At 35.8% G+C, this 21,638-nt stretch carries 24 protein-coding genes; 7 read left to right on the top strand and 17 right to left on the bottom strand.

Going from position 1 to position 21,638, the window contains the following annotated elements:
* Positions 1–75: 75 nt before the first annotated feature.
* Positions 76–1,422, bottom strand: coding sequence for a M20/M25/M40 family metallo-hydrolase (locus tag FFM65_RS10570; RefSeq protein WP_119318710.1), 1,347 nt, complete (start codon positions 1,420–1,422; stop codon positions 76–78).
* Positions 1,423–1,552: 130 nt separating this feature from the next.
* On the opposite strand from FFM65_RS10570, the gene FFM65_RS10565 reads away from it, so the two are divergent.
* Positions 1,553–1,972 carry a MarR family winged helix-turn-helix transcriptional regulator gene (locus FFM65_RS10565; RefSeq protein WP_119318709.1) on the top strand — a complete coding sequence of 140 codons (420 nt, stop codon included), beginning with the start codon at positions 1,553–1,555 and terminating at the stop codon, positions 1,970–1,972.
* Between the two features lie 6 nt (positions 1,973–1,978).
* On the top strand, positions 1,979–3,364 hold the full coding sequence (locus FFM65_RS10560) for a DHA2 family efflux MFS transporter permease subunit (RefSeq protein ID WP_119318708.1): 1,386 nt from the start codon (positions 1,979–1,981) through the stop codon (positions 3,362–3,364).
* Here FFM65_RS10560 and FFM65_RS10555 read toward each other — a convergent pair.
* The 3 genes from FFM65_RS10555 to FFM65_RS10545 form a co-directional block, all read right to left on the bottom strand.
* Positions 3,336–4,088 carry an alpha/beta fold hydrolase gene (locus FFM65_RS10555; RefSeq protein WP_119318707.1) on the bottom strand — a complete coding sequence of 251 codons (753 nt, stop codon included), beginning with the start codon at positions 4,086–4,088 and terminating at the stop codon, positions 3,336–3,338. The genes FFM65_RS10560 and FFM65_RS10555 overlap by 29 nt on opposite strands.
* 77 nt (positions 4,089–4,165) lie before the next feature.
* Positions 4,166–4,441 carry a hypothetical protein gene (locus FFM65_RS10550; protein WP_119318706.1) on the bottom strand — a complete coding sequence of 92 codons (276 nt, stop codon included), beginning with the start codon at positions 4,439–4,441 and terminating at the stop codon, positions 4,166–4,168.
* Positions 4,442–5,541: 1,100 nt separating this feature from the next.
* A complete protein-coding gene (locus FFM65_RS10545; protein WP_010021031.1) occupies positions 5,542–5,823 on the bottom strand; it encodes a hypothetical protein in 282 nt (93 codons plus the stop codon).
* A 96-nt stretch (positions 5,824–5,919) separates the two neighbouring features.
* Between FFM65_RS10545 and proB the strand changes: the two genes are divergently transcribed.
* From proB to FFM65_RS10530, 3 genes are all read left to right on the top strand, one after another.
* Positions 5,920–6,732 (top strand): glutamate 5-kinase, encoded by an 813-nt coding sequence (proB, locus tag FFM65_RS10540; protein WP_119318705.1) that lies wholly within the window; start codon positions 5,920–5,922, stop codon positions 6,730–6,732.
* Between the two features lie 12 nt (positions 6,733–6,744).
* Entirely contained in the window at positions 6,745–7,170 is a 426-nt protein-coding gene (locus FFM65_RS10535) for a MarR family winged helix-turn-helix transcriptional regulator (protein ID WP_119318704.1), read from the top strand.
* A 172-nt stretch (positions 7,171–7,342) separates the two neighbouring features.
* Entirely contained in the window at positions 7,343–8,590 is a 1,248-nt protein-coding gene (locus tag FFM65_RS10530; RefSeq protein WP_119318703.1) for a glutamate-5-semialdehyde dehydrogenase, read from the top strand.
* A 59-nt stretch (positions 8,591–8,649) separates the two neighbouring features.
* Here FFM65_RS10530 and FFM65_RS10525 read toward each other — a convergent pair whose 3' ends face one another.
* Positions 8,650–8,976 (bottom strand): hypothetical protein, encoded by a 327-nt coding sequence (locus FFM65_RS10525; protein WP_137610118.1) that lies wholly within the window; start codon positions 8,974–8,976, stop codon positions 8,650–8,652.
* Positions 8,977–9,143: 167 nt separating this feature from the next.
* Entirely contained in the window at positions 9,144–10,088 is a 945-nt protein-coding gene (locus tag FFM65_RS10520) for a D-2-hydroxyacid dehydrogenase (RefSeq protein WP_119318701.1), read from the bottom strand.
* A gap of 330 nt (positions 10,089–10,418) precedes the next feature.
* On the opposite strand from FFM65_RS10520, the gene FFM65_RS10515 reads away from it, so the two are divergent.
* Positions 10,419–11,138: an MIP/aquaporin family protein gene (locus FFM65_RS10515; protein WP_059074343.1), complete on the top strand. Its 720-nt coding sequence runs from the start codon at positions 10,419–10,421 to the stop codon at positions 11,136–11,138.
* A gap of 51 nt (positions 11,139–11,189) precedes the next feature.
* Here FFM65_RS10515 and FFM65_RS10510 read toward each other — a convergent pair whose 3' ends face one another.
* On the bottom strand, positions 11,190–12,413 hold the full coding sequence (locus FFM65_RS10510) for an ABC transporter permease (protein WP_119318700.1): 1,224 nt from the start codon (positions 12,411–12,413) through the stop codon (positions 11,190–11,192).
* Positions 12,406–13,302 carry an ABC transporter ATP-binding protein gene (locus tag FFM65_RS10505; protein WP_119318699.1) on the bottom strand — a complete coding sequence of 299 codons (897 nt, stop codon included), beginning with the start codon at positions 13,300–13,302 and terminating at the stop codon, positions 12,406–12,408. The genes FFM65_RS10510 and FFM65_RS10505 overlap by 8 nt, the downstream gene beginning before the upstream one ends.
* 122 nt (positions 13,303–13,424) lie before the next feature.
* Between FFM65_RS10505 and FFM65_RS10500 the strand changes: the two genes are divergently transcribed.
* Complete coding sequence (locus tag FFM65_RS10500; protein ID WP_119318698.1) at positions 13,425–14,336, top strand: DMT family transporter; 912 nt, start codon at positions 13,425–13,427, stop codon at positions 14,334–14,336.
* A 49-nt stretch (positions 14,337–14,385) separates the two neighbouring features.
* Here the strand turns inward: FFM65_RS10500 and FFM65_RS10495 are convergent, their stop codons facing one another.
* From FFM65_RS10495 to FFM65_RS10455, 9 genes are all read right to left on the bottom strand, one after another.
* Positions 14,386–15,738, bottom strand: a complete 1,353-nt coding sequence (locus FFM65_RS10495; RefSeq protein WP_119318697.1) for an ABC transporter substrate-binding protein — start codon at positions 15,736–15,738, stop codon at positions 14,386–14,388.
* Positions 15,738–16,568: a carbohydrate ABC transporter permease gene (locus FFM65_RS10490; RefSeq protein WP_119318696.1), complete on the bottom strand. Its 831-nt coding sequence runs from the start codon at positions 16,566–16,568 to the stop codon at positions 15,738–15,740. Before FFM65_RS10490 ends, FFM65_RS10495 begins: the two co-directional genes overlap by 1 nt.
* Positions 16,568–17,509 carry a carbohydrate ABC transporter permease gene (locus tag FFM65_RS10485; RefSeq protein ID WP_119318695.1) on the bottom strand — a complete coding sequence of 314 codons (942 nt, stop codon included), beginning with the start codon at positions 17,507–17,509 and terminating at the stop codon, positions 16,568–16,570. The genes FFM65_RS10490 and FFM65_RS10485 overlap by 1 nt, the downstream gene beginning before the upstream one ends.
* A complete protein-coding gene (locus FFM65_RS10480) occupies positions 17,502–18,587 on the bottom strand; it encodes an ABC transporter ATP-binding protein (protein WP_119318694.1) in 1,086 nt (361 codons plus the stop codon). The genes FFM65_RS10485 and FFM65_RS10480 overlap by 8 nt, the downstream gene beginning before the upstream one ends.
* 117 nt (positions 18,588–18,704) lie before the next feature.
* Positions 18,705–19,355, bottom strand: coding sequence for a carboxymuconolactone decarboxylase family protein (locus tag FFM65_RS10475; protein ID WP_119318693.1), 651 nt, complete (start codon positions 19,353–19,355; stop codon positions 18,705–18,707).
* 72 nt (positions 19,356–19,427) lie between these two features.
* Entirely contained in the window at positions 19,428–19,838 is a 411-nt protein-coding gene (locus tag FFM65_RS10470) for a cupin domain-containing protein (protein ID WP_059074334.1), read from the bottom strand.
* Positions 19,839–19,840: 2 nt separating this feature from the next.
* Positions 19,841–20,164: a carboxymuconolactone decarboxylase family protein gene (locus FFM65_RS10465; RefSeq protein ID WP_119318692.1), complete on the bottom strand. Its 324-nt coding sequence runs from the start codon at positions 20,162–20,164 to the stop codon at positions 19,841–19,843.
* A gap of 274 nt (positions 20,165–20,438) precedes the next feature.
* Positions 20,439–20,885, bottom strand: a complete 447-nt coding sequence (locus tag FFM65_RS10460; protein ID WP_119318691.1) for a MerR family transcriptional regulator — start codon at positions 20,883–20,885, stop codon at positions 20,439–20,441.
* Between the two features lie 45 nt (positions 20,886–20,930).
* Complete coding sequence (locus tag FFM65_RS10455; protein WP_119318690.1) at positions 20,931–21,635, bottom strand: SDR family oxidoreductase; 705 nt, start codon at positions 21,633–21,635, stop codon at positions 20,931–20,933.
* Positions 21,636–21,638: the final 3 nt, after the last annotated feature.

The raw sequence follows: 21,638 nt of genomic DNA, 5'->3' as shown, positions 1-21,638 counted from the left end.
TTTTAGTAGTATCTTCTTTTTTTAAATAATGCTACAAAGGAATAGAGTAGTTATTCAAAAAGCATGTGTCTAATTCTATCCCAATCCTAATAATTCATAACTAATCCTAATTCCATCATAAAAGGCTTTTTCAGTTAAATTCTCATTGAAATCGTGATTGTGCTCATCGTAATTGGCATATGGAATTGTAAAAACTGGGACGTGTAAATTATCTTTCCAAACGTAATTAGGAACGCCACCGGGCATCACTGGTTCGATATAAGCTTTGCCGGTTGCTTTGACGATCGCTTGTTGAATTTTTTCGATTTCTTTTGGATCAGCTTCTGTATGTTCTGGTGGGATGTTTCCTAAATATTTGAGTTGTATATCACCAGTTTTAATTTCTTTAACAAAAACTTCTTCCAAATCTTGCTTAATAGCAGCAATCGATTGTTTTCCAACTAGTCGACAATCGACCTTTAAACTAGCTTGATGCGGAATGATAGTTTTGACTCCTTTTTCCATGTAGCCTGATTTGACGCTGAAGAAATTGAAGGTGGGCTCAAACATTAATTTTTCATAGTAAGTTTCTTTGTCGAAGTTTAGGTGCTTAATCCCAGATTGTTGCAAGATCAACTCTTTATCGTATGGCAATTGTTGAATCCAATTTTTCTCTTGTTCAGTTGGTTTCTCCACACCTTCGTAAAAATGCGGTAATTTAACGATTCCAGTTTTAATATCGTAAATCTTATCCAAATATTTCAACAACTGCACGAATGGATTATCCATAATATTACCCAAGTTTCCCGAGTGATTATCGTGACTGCCAGTTGTCGTTGATAACTCGAAAGCGAACACGCCACGATTACCCAATCTCAATACGTGAGTGCCATCAGCATTGAACGCTCCATCCATGACAAAGACTTGATCGACTTGTTTCAATTTAGTCGTAGCAATTTTTTTGACTGTTGGTTCTAGGTTGATGCTGCCTTGTTCCTCCTCGCCTTCGATAAACAGCGTGATATTGAAAGGAAATTCGTGATGGATTTGTAAATAAGTGTACATCCCTAAAATTTGAGCCAACAACTGTCCTTTATTGTCACCAACTCCACGAGCATAAAAATGACCATCTCGTTTGCTTAAATCAAAAGGATCTGAATCCCAATAAATCGAATCTCCTGGTGTCATGACGTCATAGTGACCGTAAAACAAGACATCCTTATTTTCTTTACCAGAAATATTAGCCAAAATAACTGGATTGCCAGCTGTGGGAACGATTTCGACCTCTGCACCTAATAGTTTCGTTAACAAATTACGCAAAAACTGAACTGTTTCGTCAATTCCTTCTCCAGTTGCACTGATACTTTTCAAAGCAATCAATTTCTTCAATATTTTTTCAAAATTATCCTTGTGTTCAGCAATAAATCTATCTCTTACATCCATCGAATCACTCCTTTTTATTAGTGTAATGATATTCCAACAGTTATTTTTTGTTAAATCAAATTGCACATTTTGAAGAATTGCAGTAGCATATATTCGTTAGTCATCTAACGAATTACAGAAAGGAAAGCACATGTCAAAAAAATATACCAATATGTTGCTGAAGATTGCTACCAATCATATCACTAAGAATTTTGATAATTTTGCCAAAAACTACGATATGACTTGGATGCAAATGTCAGTTATTGATTATTTGAGTCGCAACGGTGATAAAGAAATCTTTCAACGTGACATCGAGACTGAATTCTTTATTCAACGTTCGACCACAACTGTTTTATTACAGCGGATGGAAAAAAAGGATTTGATTTATCGTCAACCTTCTAAAAAAGATGCTCGTCAAAGATCAGTTTTCCTAACTGACAAAGCCCATGCGCTCGAAAAAGACATCAATAACTATATGGAAAAGCAACAAGAAACTCTTGAGGCAAATTTCTCTGCAGCAGAAATAAAGCAATTCGAAAAAATACTACACTATTATGCCTTGGAGGTTTAATTATTTATGAGAGAAGAAAAAATACCTTTTAAAGTAATTTTGGCAGTCATTGCCACTGGTTTAATGTCATTTTGTGGAGTTATCGTAGAAACTTCAATGAATATCTCCTTTCCTACTTTGATGAAAGAATTTGACGTCACAACTTCAACTGTTCAATGGATGACGACCATTTATTTATTAGTCGTTGCCATTATTGTCCCTTTATCATCATTTCTGAAGAAAAATTTCAAAACTAAATCATTATTTCTATGCGCCAATTTATTATTCATTCTTGGTTTAGTAATCGATGCAATAGCACCAACATTTTCTATTCTGTTACTTGGACGTACGATTCAAGGTTTGGGTACAGGAATTGCCTTGCCCTTAATGTTCAATATCATTTTGGAAAATGTCCCTACTTCTAAAATCGGCTTAATGATGGGAATCGGTACCTTAATTACTGCCGTGGCTCCAGCTGTTGGTCCTACTTTTGGCGGTTTAGTAATCAGTGGTCTCGGTTGGCGCTATATTTTCGTAATCTTAGTACCTATCTTAATAATTTCTTTTTTCTTAGGTATCAAAAATATCAAACAAAAAAGTCAGATACAAAAAACTGCATTCGACTTACTAAGTTTAATCTATTTAATTTTTACTTTTGCTGGTTTAATTTACGGTTTTAGTAATATGAGCAATTTCAATCTTCTAATCGCCCTATCATTTATCATTGGTATTTTGGGATTGATTGGTTTCGTCACTCGTTCTAGAAAAATCGATCATCCTCTAATCAACATTTCTATTTTGAAAAACCTCAAATTTTCTGGTCACGTTTTGAGCTTTTTCTTATTCCAAGTCTTATCATTAGGCTTTGCTTTTATTTTGCCTAACTATATTCAATTGGTAAATAGTCAAAGTGCTACGATTGCCGGAATAGCTGTTTTACCTGCCGGAGTAGTCGGTGCCATTTTTGCCCCATTAGGCGGTAAAATTCTAGATAAATTTGGAGCTCGTTTACCAATTTTGTTTGGTGTTACTTTTGCCGATATTTCACTATTAGTATTTACCCTGTTGAGTCGTAATTTAAGCACTACTGTAATTGTTTGGGTTTATATCCTTTATATGTGCGGTATGGGAATGTCTTCCGGAAATATCATGACCGACGGTCTAAATCTTCTTCCCGACAAAAATCAAGCTGATGGTAATGCCATTTTCAATACTCTTCAACAATTTGCTGGAGCTACTGGTACATCGATTGTTTCTGCCATTATTGCATTAAGTCAAAGCAACCACTCTCTATCAACCAAAGTTTCGACTGCCATTGGAACACAACATGCTTTTATTATTTTATTCATTATTGGTTTAATTAACTTATTTATTTTATATAAAGCTATTCCAAGTAATACTCAAAAAAATTAGCAATTTTATCCATCAAACGTGGTTCAACTAGATGACCGGCTTTGTAGCCTGTAATGAAAGCTGTCTGTTGGCCATAACTTTCTGGATGGATCTTTTCAAAGAACTTTCGTGATTGTTGATAAGGAATCCTTTTATCGTCGGTCCCATGCCAAAATAGCAAAGGTCGATTATTGATCTTTTCCGGCTGAAGATTCAAATCATAGTATCTGATCCAACTTGTCAATAAATCAAAGTCCTTTGGTACATAGATGTTTCTTGCTTTAGCATCCTCACGAACTAGTTTGGCATAAGCTGATAAATTCGGTGTTCCCATAATGATAGACGCGGCACTGATTTCAGGATGAGCTGTCATTAAAGCCCCAGTTGTCATACCACCCATTGAATATCCACCAACGCCAATTTTTTGATCTTTGATCAACTTCTTATTGTTATAAAAATCACGAATCAACGAAAATTCCGCAATATTACCTTGAATACTGTTCCAAAAGGTCATTGATGGAATTGAAGAAATATCCGTATGTCTTTGCCCATGATTAAGAGCATCAGGTAAGACGACACGGATATTTTTTTTTGCTAATTTACGAGCTTGGGTCAAAACTAACTCCTTACTAGACCGCCAACCATGATAAAAAATAACTAATGGCAACGGCTTGTGAAAGTTTTCTTTTAGTTCGACTTCTAAAATAGGAACATCTTGTATTAAAAATTGATTTATTTTTACCACGCTACCACCTCATTTATAATATTATCATCATGAATATAAAAAAAATGCAGGAATAAATTAAATTCCTACATTATATATTAGATATATGGTAAATTTCTATTTTTTATTTTAAATAATAACTCTTCAACGTCACGATTGTTGCGGTGACCTGTATTGATGTCATATTCGATTAACTCTCGGCGGAAGTTGATCAATTCGGTTTCCAAGTTATCGTTATATTCTAGCAACTTCAAATGCTTAAACACCAATTTGATTAGCGACCTCTCAGAGCCCAAATTGAAGGATCCAACTGATTCTTCAACGGAACGGATAAAGTTATCGCGTTCAACGTTGGAAACTTTGACTTGTTTCAATATGTTACCACCCTTCTATTGGAATATCTTAATATGCGATTATTTTTTTTATTCTCATTCATCGTCATTCATTATGCACCCAGGCACAGACGATTTGTTTTCAACTTTATATAAAATACTTATAGCAATTTGAATTTTCTATATACCGTCAGTATTTTTTCTCTAATTGTTGATAATTAAATTATGACATGATGACTAAACAGTGTCACGCGATTTCACAAATGCAACAATATATTATATGGAAATGGACTATACTTTTAAAATATTGCTATTTTGTTCAAAATATTTTTTCTTAGATGTAGAAAAGTTTTTATATTCGACTTATAATTAAATTGGTTATATAGGCGAGATGTATTAACCTAACAATATTTTCATTGTTATCCTTTTTGAAAAGTAGTACTCCTTCTCAACTGCTTAGAAATCAGGGTTTGTGGTAGGCTCTGATTTAAAAAATTCTCGCAAAAGTAAAGGCTAGTGGTAGGCCTTTATTTTTTTTGCTGTGAGAAAAAAAGGGACAAAACAACTAAAGGGGGGTTAATTGTTTTGTCCATCTCTATCTATCCTACCAACGTTCATGATATATGCTTTTGGGGGTAATTTGTCTTCAAATACATTAAATTAAATTTACCGATTTTGGGTTAGCGTTTTCACATGTTTAAACATTATTAGTGTATTACTAAATATGCCGTCGTCCGCGAAAATCCTGTGGCTGGCTGGAACATAGCCGACGCGATTTTGAGCTTTTGCATGGCCCCAAAGACGCAAAATCTCAAAACTCGGTCTTTCACTAGGCAATAAATTGCCAAGAGAAATTTGGCTATTGAGCCGCCACAGGATTTTCGCTACCGACTAGAGTCCATCTTCTATTTGGATAGAATTAGACACATACTTTTTGAATAACATCCATATTTTTTATAAAAAAAGAAGATATCACTAGAAATACAGCAATATACTGCAATTCTAATAATATCTTCTATTAATTTTTGAAGTAATTTATATAAAGATAGAAATCACTATCTAGTCAGCAGCGTTCCAGCATTTTCCAGTGCCGAACGGACGACGGCATCAAAACACCAATTAAACTATAAATTTCTCTATCCTTAATCCTTTTTATTATATTCAGGATCATCCAAATCTCTTGCAATATCGACACCGTACAATTTATTTACTTCGGCATCTTTATCAGCTGGATGTACTACTACAATGGCAATAGCACCCTTACTGCTGACATAACCAACGAAGGTCGTAACTTCTTCAACGTAGTATGGTAAACCGTCAGAATGGATGATATATTGGCCAGCAACGGGCATACTTTCTATGTAAACCTTGTTCATTCGAATATAATCGTCGCCATCATGAAGCATAATTAATATTTTGTACATGAAATACACCCTTTTCTTATTCTCGCTCTTGTTCTATCTTAATAGTATTGGAAAATAATTATTAGGTCAAAATCTTTTTTTATGAGGGAATTATAAATGCAAAATAAGCGTCACATCATTGCTGATCGAATCGTTGTTAAAATTGGTACTAGCACTTTGATTCGTCAAAACAGCAAAATCAATTTAAAAGTCATTAAAGAACTAGCTCACGTTTTGAGTACTTTGAAAAAAGATGGCAAAGATGTCGTCTTAGTTTCTTCCGGTGCTATTGGTGTGGGAATGGGAGTTTTAGACATCGACAAGCGTCCAGTTAAAATTTCTAAGCAACAAGCTGTAGCCGCTGTCGGTCAAGCTGAATTGATGCAAATTTACAACGAAGCTTTCCACGAATACGGCATGTCCGTAGCCCAAATGCTGATCACTCGCGATATTATCGACTATCCCGAAAGTCACACCAACGTGATGAATAGTTTCCAAGAATTATTGTCGATGGAAAATACTATCCCTATCGTCAATGAAAATGATACAGTAACAGTCTCAGAACTTGATCACCATACTAAATTTGGCGACAACGACCAACTTTCAGCTATCGTAGCTAATTTAGTTGATGCTGATCTGCTAATCATGCTATCCGATATCGATGGCTTTTACTCAGCTAATCCGCTCAAAGTTCCTGATGCTAAATTAGTTTCTAGCATCCAAACAATCAGTCCAGCAATTATCGCTGCAGCCGGTGGTCACGGAACAAAATTTGGAACTGGTGGCATGACGACGAAACTCAAAGCCGCTGAACTCATTTTGAAACACAACCAAGAAATGGTCCTCACAAATGGTAAAGATCCCAATATCATTTTTAATATTTTATCGGGCGACCCTGTTGGTACTTTGTTCTCAAAAATCAGTGACTAAAAGGAGAAATATATGGAAACAAACTTTCCAATTGAAAAAGCCATTATCAGCTTGATCAATTGCTACAAAAATTTAGTCACTAAAAAAATGCGTCCACTCGGTCTCTATCCGGGACAGGATTTAATTTTATTGGAATTATTAAAAGAAGACCGTATTGCTCAAAATCAACTAGTAGTTGCTCTTTGTGTGGATCATTCAACTATTGCCAAGTCCATCAGTCGAATGCTAAAAAGCGGCTTGGTTCGAACTGAAAAATCTACGAAAGATAAACGTATCACCCTAGTTAGTTTGACCCCTAAGGGAACTTCTTTAGCTAAACAAGTCGAAGAAGTTTGGCAAGAGGCTGAACAAAATGCCACTGCTGATATGAGTGATGAAGAACAACGTTTATTTATTGAAATGATTGAGCACATTATCAAAAATCTCAACCAAAAATAATTTATGTTGACAGCCACGTATTTTTGGAGTATTTTTATTACTACGTTGACGGCAACATAATCAACAAATTAAATTAATACTTAGACGTAAATAGTGGATGCAGCCGTCCACTATTTTTTTGTACAATGATATACTTAAAGATAAATCAAAAAAGCGTTTTAGGAGTGATTTTATGACGAACCTTGAACAAATGGGTCAAAATGCTCAGAGTGCTGCTTTTGAATTAGGACAATTAGGTACTAAGAAAAAGAATACTGCCCTTTTGAATATGGCCAACGCTCTAGTAGTTAATACAGAAAAAATTATCGAAGCTAATAAAGAAGACGTTGAAAATGCCAAGAAAAATGGTATCAAAAAAGCTATGATCGATCGTCTTTTATTAACTCCTGATCGAATCAATGATATGTCTGACGGTTTGCGCCAAGTAATGGACCTCGAAGATCCAATCGGTAAAATCGACCGTGGTTGGCAAACTGCAACCGGTTTGGACATTACTCAAGAACGAGTTCCTCTAGGTGTTATCGGAATGATTTATGAAGCTCGTCCTAACGTAACCGTCGATGCTGCCGGATTATGTTTTAAAGCTGGTAACGCGGTAATCTTGCGTGGTGGTAAAGAGGCTATCAATTCTAATATCATCTTGTCCGAAGTTTTGCGTCAAGCTTTGAAGGATTCTGATATTAATCCTAATGCCGTGCAATTAATAGATGACATTAGCCATGAGACAGCTCAAAAAATGATGGAATTGACTGACTACATTGACGTTTTGATTCCTCGCGGTAGTGGTAAATTTATCAAGATGGTTGTCAACAAGGCTAAAGTTCCTATCATTGAAACTGGTGCTGGTAACTGTCACATTTACGTCGATAAAGACGCTGACTTAGATAAAGCTCTCAAAATTATCATCAATGCCAAAGTTCAACGCCCTTCTGTCTGCAATGCGGCTGAAAAAGTTATTTTGCACAAAGATATCGCTAATGAATTTTTGCCAGACCTTTATGATGCCTTACGTGCCAATAACGTTGAAGTCCGTGGCGATGTCCTAGCTAAAGCCATTGAACCAGACATCATCCCTGCTACTGAAGAAGATTGGGGTACTGAATACGATGACTACATCATTGCTATTAAAGTAGTTGATTCTATTGACGATGCTATCAAGCATATCAACAAGTACAACACTAAGCACAGTGAATCAATCATCACGGAAAACTACACTGCTAGTCGCAAATTTATGAAACAAATCGATGCTGCAGTCGTTTATACCAACGCTTCAACTAGATTTACTGATGGCCAACAATTCGGTTTCGGAGCTGAAATTGGTATCAGTACTCAAAAGCTTCACGCTAGAGGTCCTATGGGCGCTAACGAATTAACAACTACTAAATATTTAGTCCAAGGTGATGGACAAATTAGACAATAAAACCACAAAAAACTGACCGATAATTCCATGAGATTAATCATGAATATCAGCCAGTTTTTTTAATTATTTTTTTTAGATAAAGCCATCGAACGCTTGATGAACTTATAAATATGTAAATCTTTGGCAATCAAAATCACATCGCCAACTATCACCGCCAAAACGATTACGGAAAACAACACAATCTGATTAAATGAAACAGCATCTAATTGAAATCCTTGAAACCTCAAGTCAGTCAAAATCGAATAGACGATATATCCGACTATCAAAAATTCCAATATTTCAAATGGTCCCTGAAACTTAATACCAAAACGTTGATTGAGTTTTTTATCTAAAGTATTCAATTTTTCATCAGAAAAGAAGGATAATTCTATTATCGTGTTTCTCATGTTTAAAATTATTTCCAAAAGTAATAGTAAAAGCCAAAACAAGAAAACCAACATGAATCCTATAAAATAGTCACTAGATAACATCATTTTTCCTTTCGTATATCTAGTAACATTTTAATACATCCACCGAGTTTCTCAAACCGCTTTTCTATTGTAAGCGGGTACAACTAATATCCAGTTGAATAGTTAACGACGTTTTCAACCACTTCACCATTTTCCACGTATGATTTCAAATTGCGTTTGAAAATCTTGAAGGCACGTTCGCCATAATGAACACTATCACCGGCATCATGAGGCGTAATAATGACATTTTCCATATCCCAAAGTGGACTAGTGCTTGGAAGAGGTTCAGGTGTCGTAACATCAAGACCGGCTCCGGCAATTTCTCCATTTTGAAGAGCAGCAACTAAATCATCCATATTAGTAGTCTTACCACGACCAACATTAATATAGTAAGCTTTCTTGGACATAAGTTGGAAAATTTCTTGATTGAATAGTCCTACGGTATCATTTGTTCCAGGCAAAGCATTGACTACGAAGTGAACTTCATTGATACGCTTTTTCATATCTTCCATTGAAATCATTTCGTCAATATTGGCAACTGGTTTATCGCTTCTTCTAACACCAATTGTCTTCATTCCTAAAGCCTTAGCGTATTGAGCGACCATTTTACCAATGTGACCCACGCCAACGATCATGACAGTCTTATTGTAAACTTCATCATAACCTTCTTCGTGCTTCCATTCTCTAGCGTCTTGGCGTCGTGCAGTGTAATTCATGCGACGAACGAACATCAACATGTAAGCCAAAGTTTGTTCAGCAATGTTAATGGCATTAGCACCAGAACCGTTAGTTAAAATAACACCCTTCTCATTCAATTCGCGCAAAGGTAAAGCGTCGACGCCAGCACGGACAACTTGAATCCAATTCAAGGTATCACTCTTTAAAACAGCGTCTTTCAAAGTATTGGACCAATCATAAAGTACTTCTACTCCATCAAGATCTTGCGCAGTAACTTTTTTAGGAGAAATAACTTTTAAGTCTACACCAGAAATTGATTGAATTTTTTCCGTTTGTTTCTTTGTTAAATTAACTAAACTGAGAACTTTCATATTCCTACCTCGCTTTTAGAATTATTTCTATTATAGAGCAAAAACTATTTGATTTTTCTGAAAATAACCAAAAATATTCGGAATGTATGATACAATGTTAAATGTTGCTTACCATTTGATTTATTTTGAAGTTTATGTTAGTAATTATTGCCCCGTGTTGTTGGAGCAATTTTTTTATGTGAAAATTGAACTAGATTCACTCATAAAAGACAAATTATTACGAATTTATATGATTTAACCCATTTTTGAGTGGATTTTAATATTCGTGTTTTACTAAATTTCAAAAATCTTGATAAGCCAAATCAATTAAATTTAGGGGTAGTATTAATTATGCATTATACGTTGTTAGTACGTTGTATCGCTGAATTTATCGGAACAGCTATCATGGTTGCCCTCGGTAATGGTTCAGTTGCCAACGTTGAATTAAAAGGAACGAAAGGATTCCACGGTGGGTGGATTTTAATCGGATTCGGTTACGGTATCGGTGTTATGGTACCAGCTATGATGTTCGGTCCCATCTCAGGTGGTCAAATCAATCCAGCCATGACTTTGGGCTTGGCTATCAATGGTCAATTCCCATGGGCAGAAGTTGGTCCTTACCTTATCGCTCAATTCTTAGGTGCAATCTTTGGTCAAATGTTAATCGTTGCAGCCTACAAACCTTACTATAACAAAACAGAAAACGTTGAAAGTATTCTTGGAACTTTCTCAACAATCGACGCTGAAAATAGTCGTTTGAACGGTTTTATCAACGAATTTATTGGAACATTCATTTTGGTCTTCGGTGCTGTAGCATTGACTTCAGACCACATTGATCCACGTGCCGACTTTATCGGTCTTGGATTCTTGGTTATGTGTTTGGTTGTTTCATTCGGTGGCCCAACAGGTCCTGCTTTGAATCCAGCTCGTGACTTAGGTCCTCGTATCTTGCATGCTCTATTACCTTTAAATCCTAAGGGTTCTTCCCAATGGAAGTACAGTTGGGTACCAGTCGTAGCTCCAATCTTAGGTGCTATCGTTGCGGTTAAAACTTACGCATTATTCTTTTAGATAATAAATAAAGGCAATCTACTATTTTAAATTAGTAGGTTGCCTTTTTGGTTATTTACTATAAGAAAGTCCACGTGTGAATCTCTTCCAGAAACTAGAATCATCAGTTTGTAACATCAAACCTTGATAAATTTTACCAATATACCAAGCTAACAAGATACAACTTGCTACTAGAACTACTAGTGAAATAATAATTTCTATACCGGCAGCATCGTTGTTGATGATTCGCAGTGGCATGAAGTATGAAGAGAAAAATGGTACGTAGGATAGGATTTTTACGACAATTGAGTCGAGATTGTTTTGGAATGGGAAAGTTACGAAAAATGCTAACAAATTCAACATGATTACTGGTTGAGCAGCCTTAGCCGCATCCTCAACTTTAGCAACTAAAGCACCTGAGAAGGCAGCTAAAATTGTAAAGATAACTACTCCTAAGAGTAAGTACACTAAATTGATACTCAAGAGGTTTTTCAAAACAGAAGTAATCAGTGATTGATTTTGAGCAACGATATCTTTAGTCAAATCCGAATTTTGGGCAAAGATATAAGCACCCCAACCTCCGAATAGATAAATTAAAATTTGTAGCAGAATGACTAACAAGACACCGAAAACTTTACCTAAGAAATACTTCACAGCGGTCGTACTGGAGAAAATAATCTCCATAATCTTCGTACCTTTTTCGGAAGCAATTTCTTGAGCTGTGATGCTTGTATAAGTATTCAAGATCATATAAACCATAACGATTGTGATCCAAAACGAGATAGTTTTTGCCATATTGGCCGTTCCAGTCTTCTTTTGGACGGTTTCTTTAAAACTTGGTTGTTGAGCCAAGGCCTTAATTTGTGCTGGTGAAAGTTGCGCATTAGATAAATTTAATTGTTGCTGAGTTTTGGCCAAATAACTATTCACTTTAGTTTTCAAAGATGAACTTAGTGAACTCGTCCCGACATATTTGGCACTGATTTTTTGATTATCAACATCTAAAAGCAAATATCCAGCTAAACTGTCACTGTTCATTTTTTTCTTGGCAGTTTTGACATCAGTGACTTTTTTCATGACGTCATCTTTGTTTTCTTTGATGAAATTTTGGCGAAGTTGTGGTTGATTACTGATAACAGCAATTTCTGAACTCGTGCCACCACTTTGGTAACCTAAATATCCAGCTCCGATAGTAATGGCGAACATAATAAATGGTCCCAAGATCAAAGTCAAAAAACTCCAAGACTTAACTTGTCTCCAAAAAGTTTCTAGAGTGACAATCCATAATTTATTCATCTTTAGCACCTGCTTTCAAACGGAATATTTCGTTCAAAGTTGGTGGTTGTTGACTGAATTCTTCGATATATTGACCGTGAGTTAATTCATTGAAGATTTCCTTACCAGCTGTTTCATCGTCTAATCTTAAAACAAAACGCTTTTCTTCTTGCGGTTCAACTTTGACAACGTGTGGCAATTGTTCGAGTTGTTCTTTAGTCCAATCAGTTGTGACAAAAATTCTCGTACGACCGAATTCCTGTCGAACTTGGCGAACGGTTCCCTTCAAGACTACTTGACCATTTCGAAGCATCACTAGACTGTCACAAAGTTCTTCAACGTTTTCCATATCGTGGCTGGAGAAGATTATTGCTGCTCCCTGGTCTTTGGCTTCAAAGATAGCTTTTTTTAAGAGGTCAGAGTTAACTGGATCGAGTCCGCTGAATGGTTCATCCAAAATAATCAACTTAGGATGGTGGATCAAAGTACAGATAAGTTGTACCTTCTGTTGATTACCTTTGGATAAGTCTTTGATCTTATCTTTTTTAGTTCCCTTGACTGCAAACTTTTGTAACCAAACATCTATTTGTGGACGAATTTCTTTAGCTGTTTTCCCCTTCAAACGAGCTAAATAAATAATCTGTTGTTCGACAGTTAATTTAGGCATCAAACTACGCTCTTCAGGCAAATAACCAATTTGATTGAAAACATCTTCAGTAATTGGTTGATCATTCCAAGTGATAGTCCCCTGATAATGCAAAAAGTTCAAAATACTGTGAAATGTGGTCGATTTACCGGCACCATTTTGTCCAATCAAGCCCAAAATATGACCGTCATCAACATCAAACGAAACATCGTCTAAGGCCTTTAAATCGCCGAAATTCTTTCGAATATCTTTAATTTTTAACATTCCAAATCCCCTTTCCCTACTTTAATAACTAAAATTATACAGGAACTAGTATTTTTTTACTGGACATCTTGGAATTAATTTTTAGTGTGTTAGCATGAAATCTATGTGAAAGGGGGATTATTATGACTGATAAGCAAAAAGGTTTCTTCTATGCGATTGCGGGACCAGTCCTATGGGGATTTTCTGGCAGTATCGCGCAATATTTATTCACTCAAGAAAGCATCCCCACACAGTGGATCGTCGGTATTCGCTTGCTCTTTGCTGGATTGATGTTAGTTATTTGGTGTTATTTCATTGATTCCAAAGAGCTATTTGCTATTTTGAAAAAACCACGCTACATTTTCCAACTACTAGCTTTCGGACTATTAGGAATGTTGCCAGCTCAATATACTTATTTCATGGCAATCAAATACGGCAACGCACCAACAGCCACAGTTTTACAATTCTTAGGGCCATTATTCATTATTATTTATATTTCACTGCGAAAGCTGCAAATGCCACGAAGAATCGATTTAATTTCAATCGTCTTGGCACTTTTGGGAACATTTTTGTTAGTAACACATGGACACATCAACCAACTGATGTTATCACCGGCTGCAGTTCTATGGGGTGTTGGAGCTGGTATCAGTCAAGCTTCATACACCTTATTACCACGTGAATTATTGAAACGTTTTGATGCACGGATCGTTACCGGTTGGTCGATGCTACTTGGAGGAATTGTCTTTGCACCATTTGCTGATTTAACCCACGTTCCCGAATTAAATTGGACCGCCATTATTTGTATCATCTTCATCGTCACTGGTGGTACGATGTTTTCTTATTTATTCTACTTGCAAAGTCTTAATTACTTAACTCCTGCCACTACCGGCATGTTGAGTGCTTTTGAACCTTTGACTGCAACTGTCTTGGCAGTAACTGTACTCAATACAAAAGTTAGTTTTGCAGAATTGATGGGAGCCTTATTGATTTTAGGAATTACTTTCTTACAGGCATTACCACCTAATTTATTTAATTTACATAGAAACTCTAAATAGCACAAAGAACCTTATCAGAATGTATGTAACTTTCTGACAAGGTTCTTTTTTATTCGTATCCGTTAGCTCGGTTCAACTGTGTTAAGTTATCGTTGATATTCTTATCAGCAGTATCCAAAGCCTTCTTGATGTCGCCACCATTGTAGACTGTTTCCATAGCTATTTCTTCGAGTTGACGTGTTAGTTGCATTCCTTCCATCAAAATACCAGAGTTTGAATAATTAGCTTTGGCAGTAGCTAATTGTTGACCTGGTACTTTTGATTCAGGATTTTTAGCGTAAAGATCTTCTAGGATAGATGTCTTTTGTGAGTCTTTATTCAAAGCTAAATATCCAGTAGATTTTTGCCATTGTGCTTGAACTTCTGGTTTCAAAGTATATTTGATGAATTCAAAAGCTCCACGTTGAACATCTTTTGGCTTATCGTTAGAAATCCAAAGTGCTGCCCCACCGATAGCTACACCATTAGCTTTTTTGTTATCGGGATGTGGGAAGTATGTGATTCCTAGTTCATTTTTATTATTCTTAGTTAATTGACCGATACTTGCAGATGATTGAATGAAGATTCCAACCTTGTCAGACAAGAAACCGGCAGTTTGATTAGCACCAGCACTGGCACCTGAACCGTAGTCGATGAAATCACCAGATTTGATGTTTTCTCTGATCCATTCCAAAAATTCTACAGTATCAGGATTATTGATAGAAACCTTAGTTGGATTACCAGTATGTCCATCATTATTGTTAGCTAACTGAGCGTTGGCATTAGCTAAAGCTTGTTCCAAGAACCAACCATAAACTTGAACGGTCATACCTTTAACTTTGTGATGAGACTTTTCATACAATTCTTTGGCAACTCTAGTGATATCACTGTATGAAGGTGAAACTGGTGGTGGTGTGATATTGTATTTCTTCAGCAAACTAGCATTGTAATACAAAACTGGCTGTGAAGTATTAAATGGCATAGCTTGTTGCTTACCTTTATTAGCATAAAAGGCACGAGCCACTGAAGAAATCTTGCTTACATCGTAATTATCTTCGTCAATAAAATTTTGTACTGGCGTTGTATAACCACTGTGAAGCATTTGAGCAGTCGAAATGTCAAAAGCTTGGAAGACTGCTGGTGAAGTGCTCGTATTATGTGTTTGTAAAATCTTTTGGATTGCTTCATCGTAAGTACCTTGATACTTAGGAATAACCTTGTACTTGGTTTGTGATTTATTAAACCCATCAACTACTTTTTCCAAAGCATCTTCTGAAGGTCCACCCATTTCATGCCAAAAAACAATTGGAATTCGATCATGATTATCAGCTGACTTAACAGAAAGACTGTGTCCAAAAACTGCAACTAATAAAATCCCTAAGACAGCAATCAATGGCATAACTAATTTCTTATACTTAGACATTATTTAACTGCCCCCTCATTCATCCCTGATTTGAAGTAATGTTGACCAATAAATAAGACGATAATAGTTGGAATAACAATAATTGCTGCACTAGCTTGAATCATACCCCAATCATTGAAAGTCTCCTCAGATTGCAGTTGTTTCAAACCATTTTGAATCATTCGAGAATTATTACTAAATGTTGTCAACATTGGCCAGAGGTATTGATTCCATGAGCCTAAGAAACTGTATGCCCCTAGAGTTATCATGCTGATCTTGTTATAAGGCAAAACGATGTTCCAATAAAATTGAAAATGGTTTAAACCTTCAATATCAGAAGCTTCCTTCAATTCAATTGGTGTTTGCATGAACGATTGACGAAGCATGAAAGTTCCAAATGCAGAAGTTAAAAATGGCACGATCAAAACTGCATAATTATCCAACAAGCCCATTTGCTTAACTGTCGCAAAATTAGGAATGATTTCAGCTTCAAATGGTAGCATCATCGTAATTAGAAACAATGTAAAGATAGTCTTACGATATTTGAATTTCAAAAAGACGAAAGCATAGGCACTCATGGAACAAAAGATCAATTGTGCAATCATCGTAATTGTTGAAATTACTAACGTATTCAATAAATAACGTAAGATTGGTGTCTTAGTAAAAGCTGCTACATAATTATCAAATGAAATATTCGTACTGAAGAGATTTCCTTTGGCAATATCCATTGTTGGCAAGAAACTAGTCCAAATTCCAATGAAAAATGGTGCCAAAATTATTACTGCTAAAACGATTAACAATAAATAGTTAAAAAACTTTTTCAAAGCTGCTCTTTCATCAATTTGTGTCATTAGTAGTTCACCTTTTTCTCTAAAAATTTGAATTGCAATAAGGTGAAGAAAGCAATGATAACTGTCAAAATAATTGCTTCCGCACTAGATTTAGCATAATTCCCACTGTAAAAGGCGTCTTTGTAAATTCGATAAACTAACATATTAGTGGCATTAGTAGGACCACCTTTAGTAATCAAATCAATCAAACCAAAACTCTTGAACGCATCAATGATCGTAATTGTGGAAACAAAGAACAATGTTGGTGAAATCATAGGAATAGTAATGTGGAAAAATTGATATCTGGGCGATGCTCCTTCAACATCAGCTGCTTCGTACAAAGTACTAGGAACTGATTCAATAGCTCCCAACAAAATCAAGAAAGTAAATCCTAAATGCATCCAAACTGTCGTGATAATAACTGCCCACATGGCATTAGTAGGACTAGTCAACCAATTGACCACTGGCAAATTCAACCAATTACTCAATAGAGCAAAGAATCCAGTTGAAGGATTAAAGATGAATAGCCAAAAAATAGCAGCTACGGCTACAGAAACACCCATTGTTACTGAATAAAGCGTTCTGAAAATACCGATACCAGGTAACTTTTGACTAGCTAAATTGGCTAACAATAATCCTAAAGCAATCGTCAAAACTGTTACTGCTAAAACATAGACAAAGGTGACCCACATACTAGAAACGAAATCTGGCGAAGTAATTAATTTAGCGTAATTTTGAAAACCGACGTACACTGTCGTTTTACCTAAAGTATTAGTTAAAAACATACTGATGTAGAGGGTTTTAAACATTGGGTAGAAAACGAATAGTCCTAAGATCAAAATTGATGGACCTAAAAAAATTGAAGCAAAATATTTATCTTTAGCATTTAAACGAAAACCGTGACGTTGCTTTGCTTGAACATTTTTTTCTGGAACAACGTCAGTCGTAGAAGTCTTAAGCATTGACTACGGCCTCCATTTGCGTAATGTTGACACCTTCGTGATTAAACAACAGTACTTTGGCTGTGGCTGAAACTAGAATCATATCATAAGCCTTGAACTCAGCATCACTAGCAACAACTGCCGCAATTTCAACGTTGTTATGTGCCATTTTTGCATAAACAATTTTTTCATCACCTAAGAATTCAACACTCTTAACTGTGGCATTAGCTGTCAATTCATCAACTTTTTCGAGCATCATTTCATTTGGTCTAATTCCAACTTGAAAATCACTTTCCGGAACTTGTTGATTGATAGACATTTCAAAGTCATCATTAACTTTGATATTTTGATTATTGATTTTAACTGCTGGCAATAAGTTGATTGGTGGTACCCCAAAGAAACTAGCTACAAATTCATTAGCTGGATGTTTGTAAATCTCAGTTGGTGTTCCAATTTGTTGAACTTGAGAATCGTGCAACACCATGATGTGATCAGCCATAGTCATCGCTTCTACTTGATCGTGAGTAACATAGATCAAAGTCAAACCAAGTTTTCTTTGAAGTGCATAAATTTCTTGGCGCATTTTAATTCTTAGTTGCGCATCCAAGTTAGAAAGAGGTTCATCCATTAGACAGATTTTGGCATCACTAGCAACAGCACGGGCCAAAGCAACACGTTGTCTTTGACCACCTGATAATTCACGCGGCTTGCGATCCTTTAATTCCTCTAAGTTAACCATCTTTAAGGCTTCATTAACTCGTTCTTCAATTTCTGATTGTGAGGTATTTTTACGAGCTTTCAATCCAAAAGCCACATTATCCCAAACACTTAAAAATGGGAAAAGCGCATAACTTTGGAAAACCATTGTTAAATTACGATCTTTTGGTGGTAAATCATTAACTAATTGACCATCGATATGAATTTCACCTTCACTGATAGAAGTTAATCCTGCTATCATTCGCAATAAAGTACTTTTACCGCAACCTGATGGACCAACGATTACGAAAAATTCCCCTGTTTGGATTTCAGCAGTTACATCATTTAAAACTGTTTTATCCGAATCATAAGACTTAGAAACATTTGTCAAAATTGTCGACATCGATATTCCCCTCCACATATGTCATTGACTATAGTATGCAGTGGGGATGTGTATATATAATCTATTTAATGTAAAAAAAGTGTAAAAAAATAGACTGCTTTCACAGTCTAATTTACATTATTCATTTGCTTGATGAATCTTTTGAACTGAATTAATTACTAATGGAAAACCGATATAAGGCAACAATGTTAAAGCTGTCCAAATTAATTCAGCTTCACTATTACCAGCTTTTAGACTACCTAAAGCATGTGCTTTGATCTGAAAATCGACGTTCATCGTAATCAGAGCTGCCAACAAATATCTTTCACGATCTTTGACTGGCAAAACACCTCTAGTATAGTAATCGCCAAAGAAATTTTTTGTGAGCCATTCTGGCAATAATTTACCGGCATTAGCAGGCAAATCAGCCATTAAATCTTTGATTTCATTACCATAAAGTGGCTTTTGGAACTCTAATCCAGCAGTATAAGTATCTTTTGGAATTGAAAAATGTTGTCCATCTTTTTTCGTAACAGTATTTAATATCTTCAGCGCATTTTTAACCTTACTTGAACCAATAGCTGGACTTAATTGATAAACTACTTCACGAATTAAATCAACGGATACTGTATTCAACGCAATTGAAAAATGCTCCTTCAAATCATCATTATCTTGCAGAACGGTTAAAGCACTGATAATCGTCAATTCTTGTTCTGCCTTCGAAAGTGGATTTTCACTCGTTACCTCATCTTTGAATCTTTTCAGGATTGTTTTATAATCTTGATCCATTCAAATCACCCCTACTTCAATGATATTACATTTGTTTCGTAGGTTAAATGATAAATTGATACCGATTTCATTTTATAGCTTGTCGTATTCTTCATCAGTAACTTTTTCAAGCCATTCAGAATTTCCTTTAGTAATAGCAACGTGACTGAACCAACTATCTTTAGTTGCGCCATGCCAATGTTTAACGCCTTCTTTGATAACGACAACGTCACCTTGTTTCAATAGTTGAGCATCTTTGCCCCATTCTTGATACCAGCCTTCGCCACCTGTAACCAAAAGGATTTGGAAACCATTGTGGTGAATGTGCCAGTCATTGCGACAACCTGGTTCAAAAGTAACATTGCTGATTCCAAAATCAATGTTATCTTCAGGTTTTACTAAACTATCTAAATAACTTTGTCCAATAAAATATTTAGCATAATCGACGTTCTTATCTCCGATGGGGAAAACTCCACCATTTTTTAATTCTTCATTTTTAGCCATAATTAATCTTCCTTCCAAATTTCTTTTGCACGGTTGAAAGCACTCCAAGCCTTAGGCCAACCTGCATAAAATGATAGATGTGTGATTTCTGCTACAATTTCATCTTTAGTAATACCGTTCTTCTTACCAATCTTTAGATGAGCATCTAATTGTTCAATATTTCCTGCTGAAATGATGCTGGCGATAGTAATCATTGAACGATCATGAGCAGAAAGTTCATTTTCTTTACTCCAAACTTCACCAAATAGTACATCATCGTTTAAAGCCGCAAATTGAGGAGCAAATTCTCCCAAATTGTCACGACCGGCTGTTTGTTTTTTTGCCATTTTTATTCCTCCGTTTATTAAGTTGATAGTTTTATTAAACAACTTAAAGTCAACTTTAAGTCAAGGGATAGATTCAAATTATTTTATTCCGACAAAATAAAAGAGGATGTCACTAAGATCACGGCAATATACCACAATTCTAATAACATCCTCTATTAATTTTTTAAGTAATTTATTGATTCTTACTAAAAGTTGGTTAGTGTTAATTGACGTCTTTCACACAAGCCCTGTGATTGGCTGGAATGCTGTCAAACGGACGACGGTAACTTAAAAACTATCTATCTTCCAAATACCCGTGATTCAAATTCTTCAAATACTCAGAAAAGCTTTCACTATCTTCAATATGACCGCCCTCTTTGCCCTTGTACCAATCCAACTTATCATTCAAAATCGTCCAACCATCCAGAAGTTTTTGATATTCAACCTCAAAATTACGGCGAACTTCTTCTAATAATTCAATTCGTTGATTGATTGTTGAATCACCTTGAGCACGCAATCGAACATAACGCTTTAATTGATCAATCGACATCCCAGTACTTTTGAGATGCAATAAAAAATTGACCCAATGAACGTCTTGTTCCGTGTAATAACGTATGCCACTTTCATTTCGATGTGGTCTAATCAGTCCTTCTTTTTCGTAATAGCGTAACGTGGGGCTGTTTAAGCCGACTATCTCAGAAAAATCACCAATACGGTATTTTTTATCAATTTTTACTGGCATTTTATCATCCTCCACTTAAAGTTGGCTTTAAGTATAACACATTAACTATAAATCAACGCCGCCATCGACTTTTAGAACTTGACCAGTGATAAAGTCATTTTCCATCAAGTAAATAAAAGCAGATGCGACCTCATCAATTTTGGCTACTCTACCCAATGGAACATTTTCTGCTACATTATCTTCTTGCTTAGCTAATTGTTTAGAATTCATATCACGCCACAAACCAGTTGGAGTCCAAGTTGGCGATACAGCGTTGATACGATTGTTAGGTGCCAATTCGACCGCTACACCTTCTACCATCGTATTGATAGCTTGATTTCCGATGATAGCGCCGGAAGCATCGTAAGGGTGACCACCAGATCCAGAAGTTAAAATAATGGAACCATTCTTACGCAGATTTTTACTAGCAATTTGAACTAATTGTAAGTTAGCAAAGAATTTATCTTCAATTGCCTTACGAATTTCATCCATTGAACTGTCCAAGAAGCCACCACCCATAGCTCCACCTAACATGGAAACTATGTGATCAAAGGAACCGTACTTTTCAAAAAAACGAGTAAGTTGTTTAGGATCTTGTGCATCTAATGAACTACCTTGGATATCATCATCATATCTAACTTCATTAACTCGAGCTTGATCACGTCCAATAACATACACTTCAGCTTTTTTATGTTGAGCTTTGATGGCAACTTCTTTACCAAAACCAGAAGTACCACCGATAACTAAGACTTTATCATTTTCTAAACTCATTCT

Origin of the sequence: Companilactobacillus formosensis (genome assembly GCF_005405305.1) — a bacterium.
GTDB lineage: Bacteria > Bacillota > Bacilli > Lactobacillales > Lactobacillaceae > Companilactobacillus > Companilactobacillus formosensis.
The sequence above is the reverse complement of the archived record's forward strand: the minus strand, read 5'-3'. Positions and strand labels throughout refer to the sequence as shown.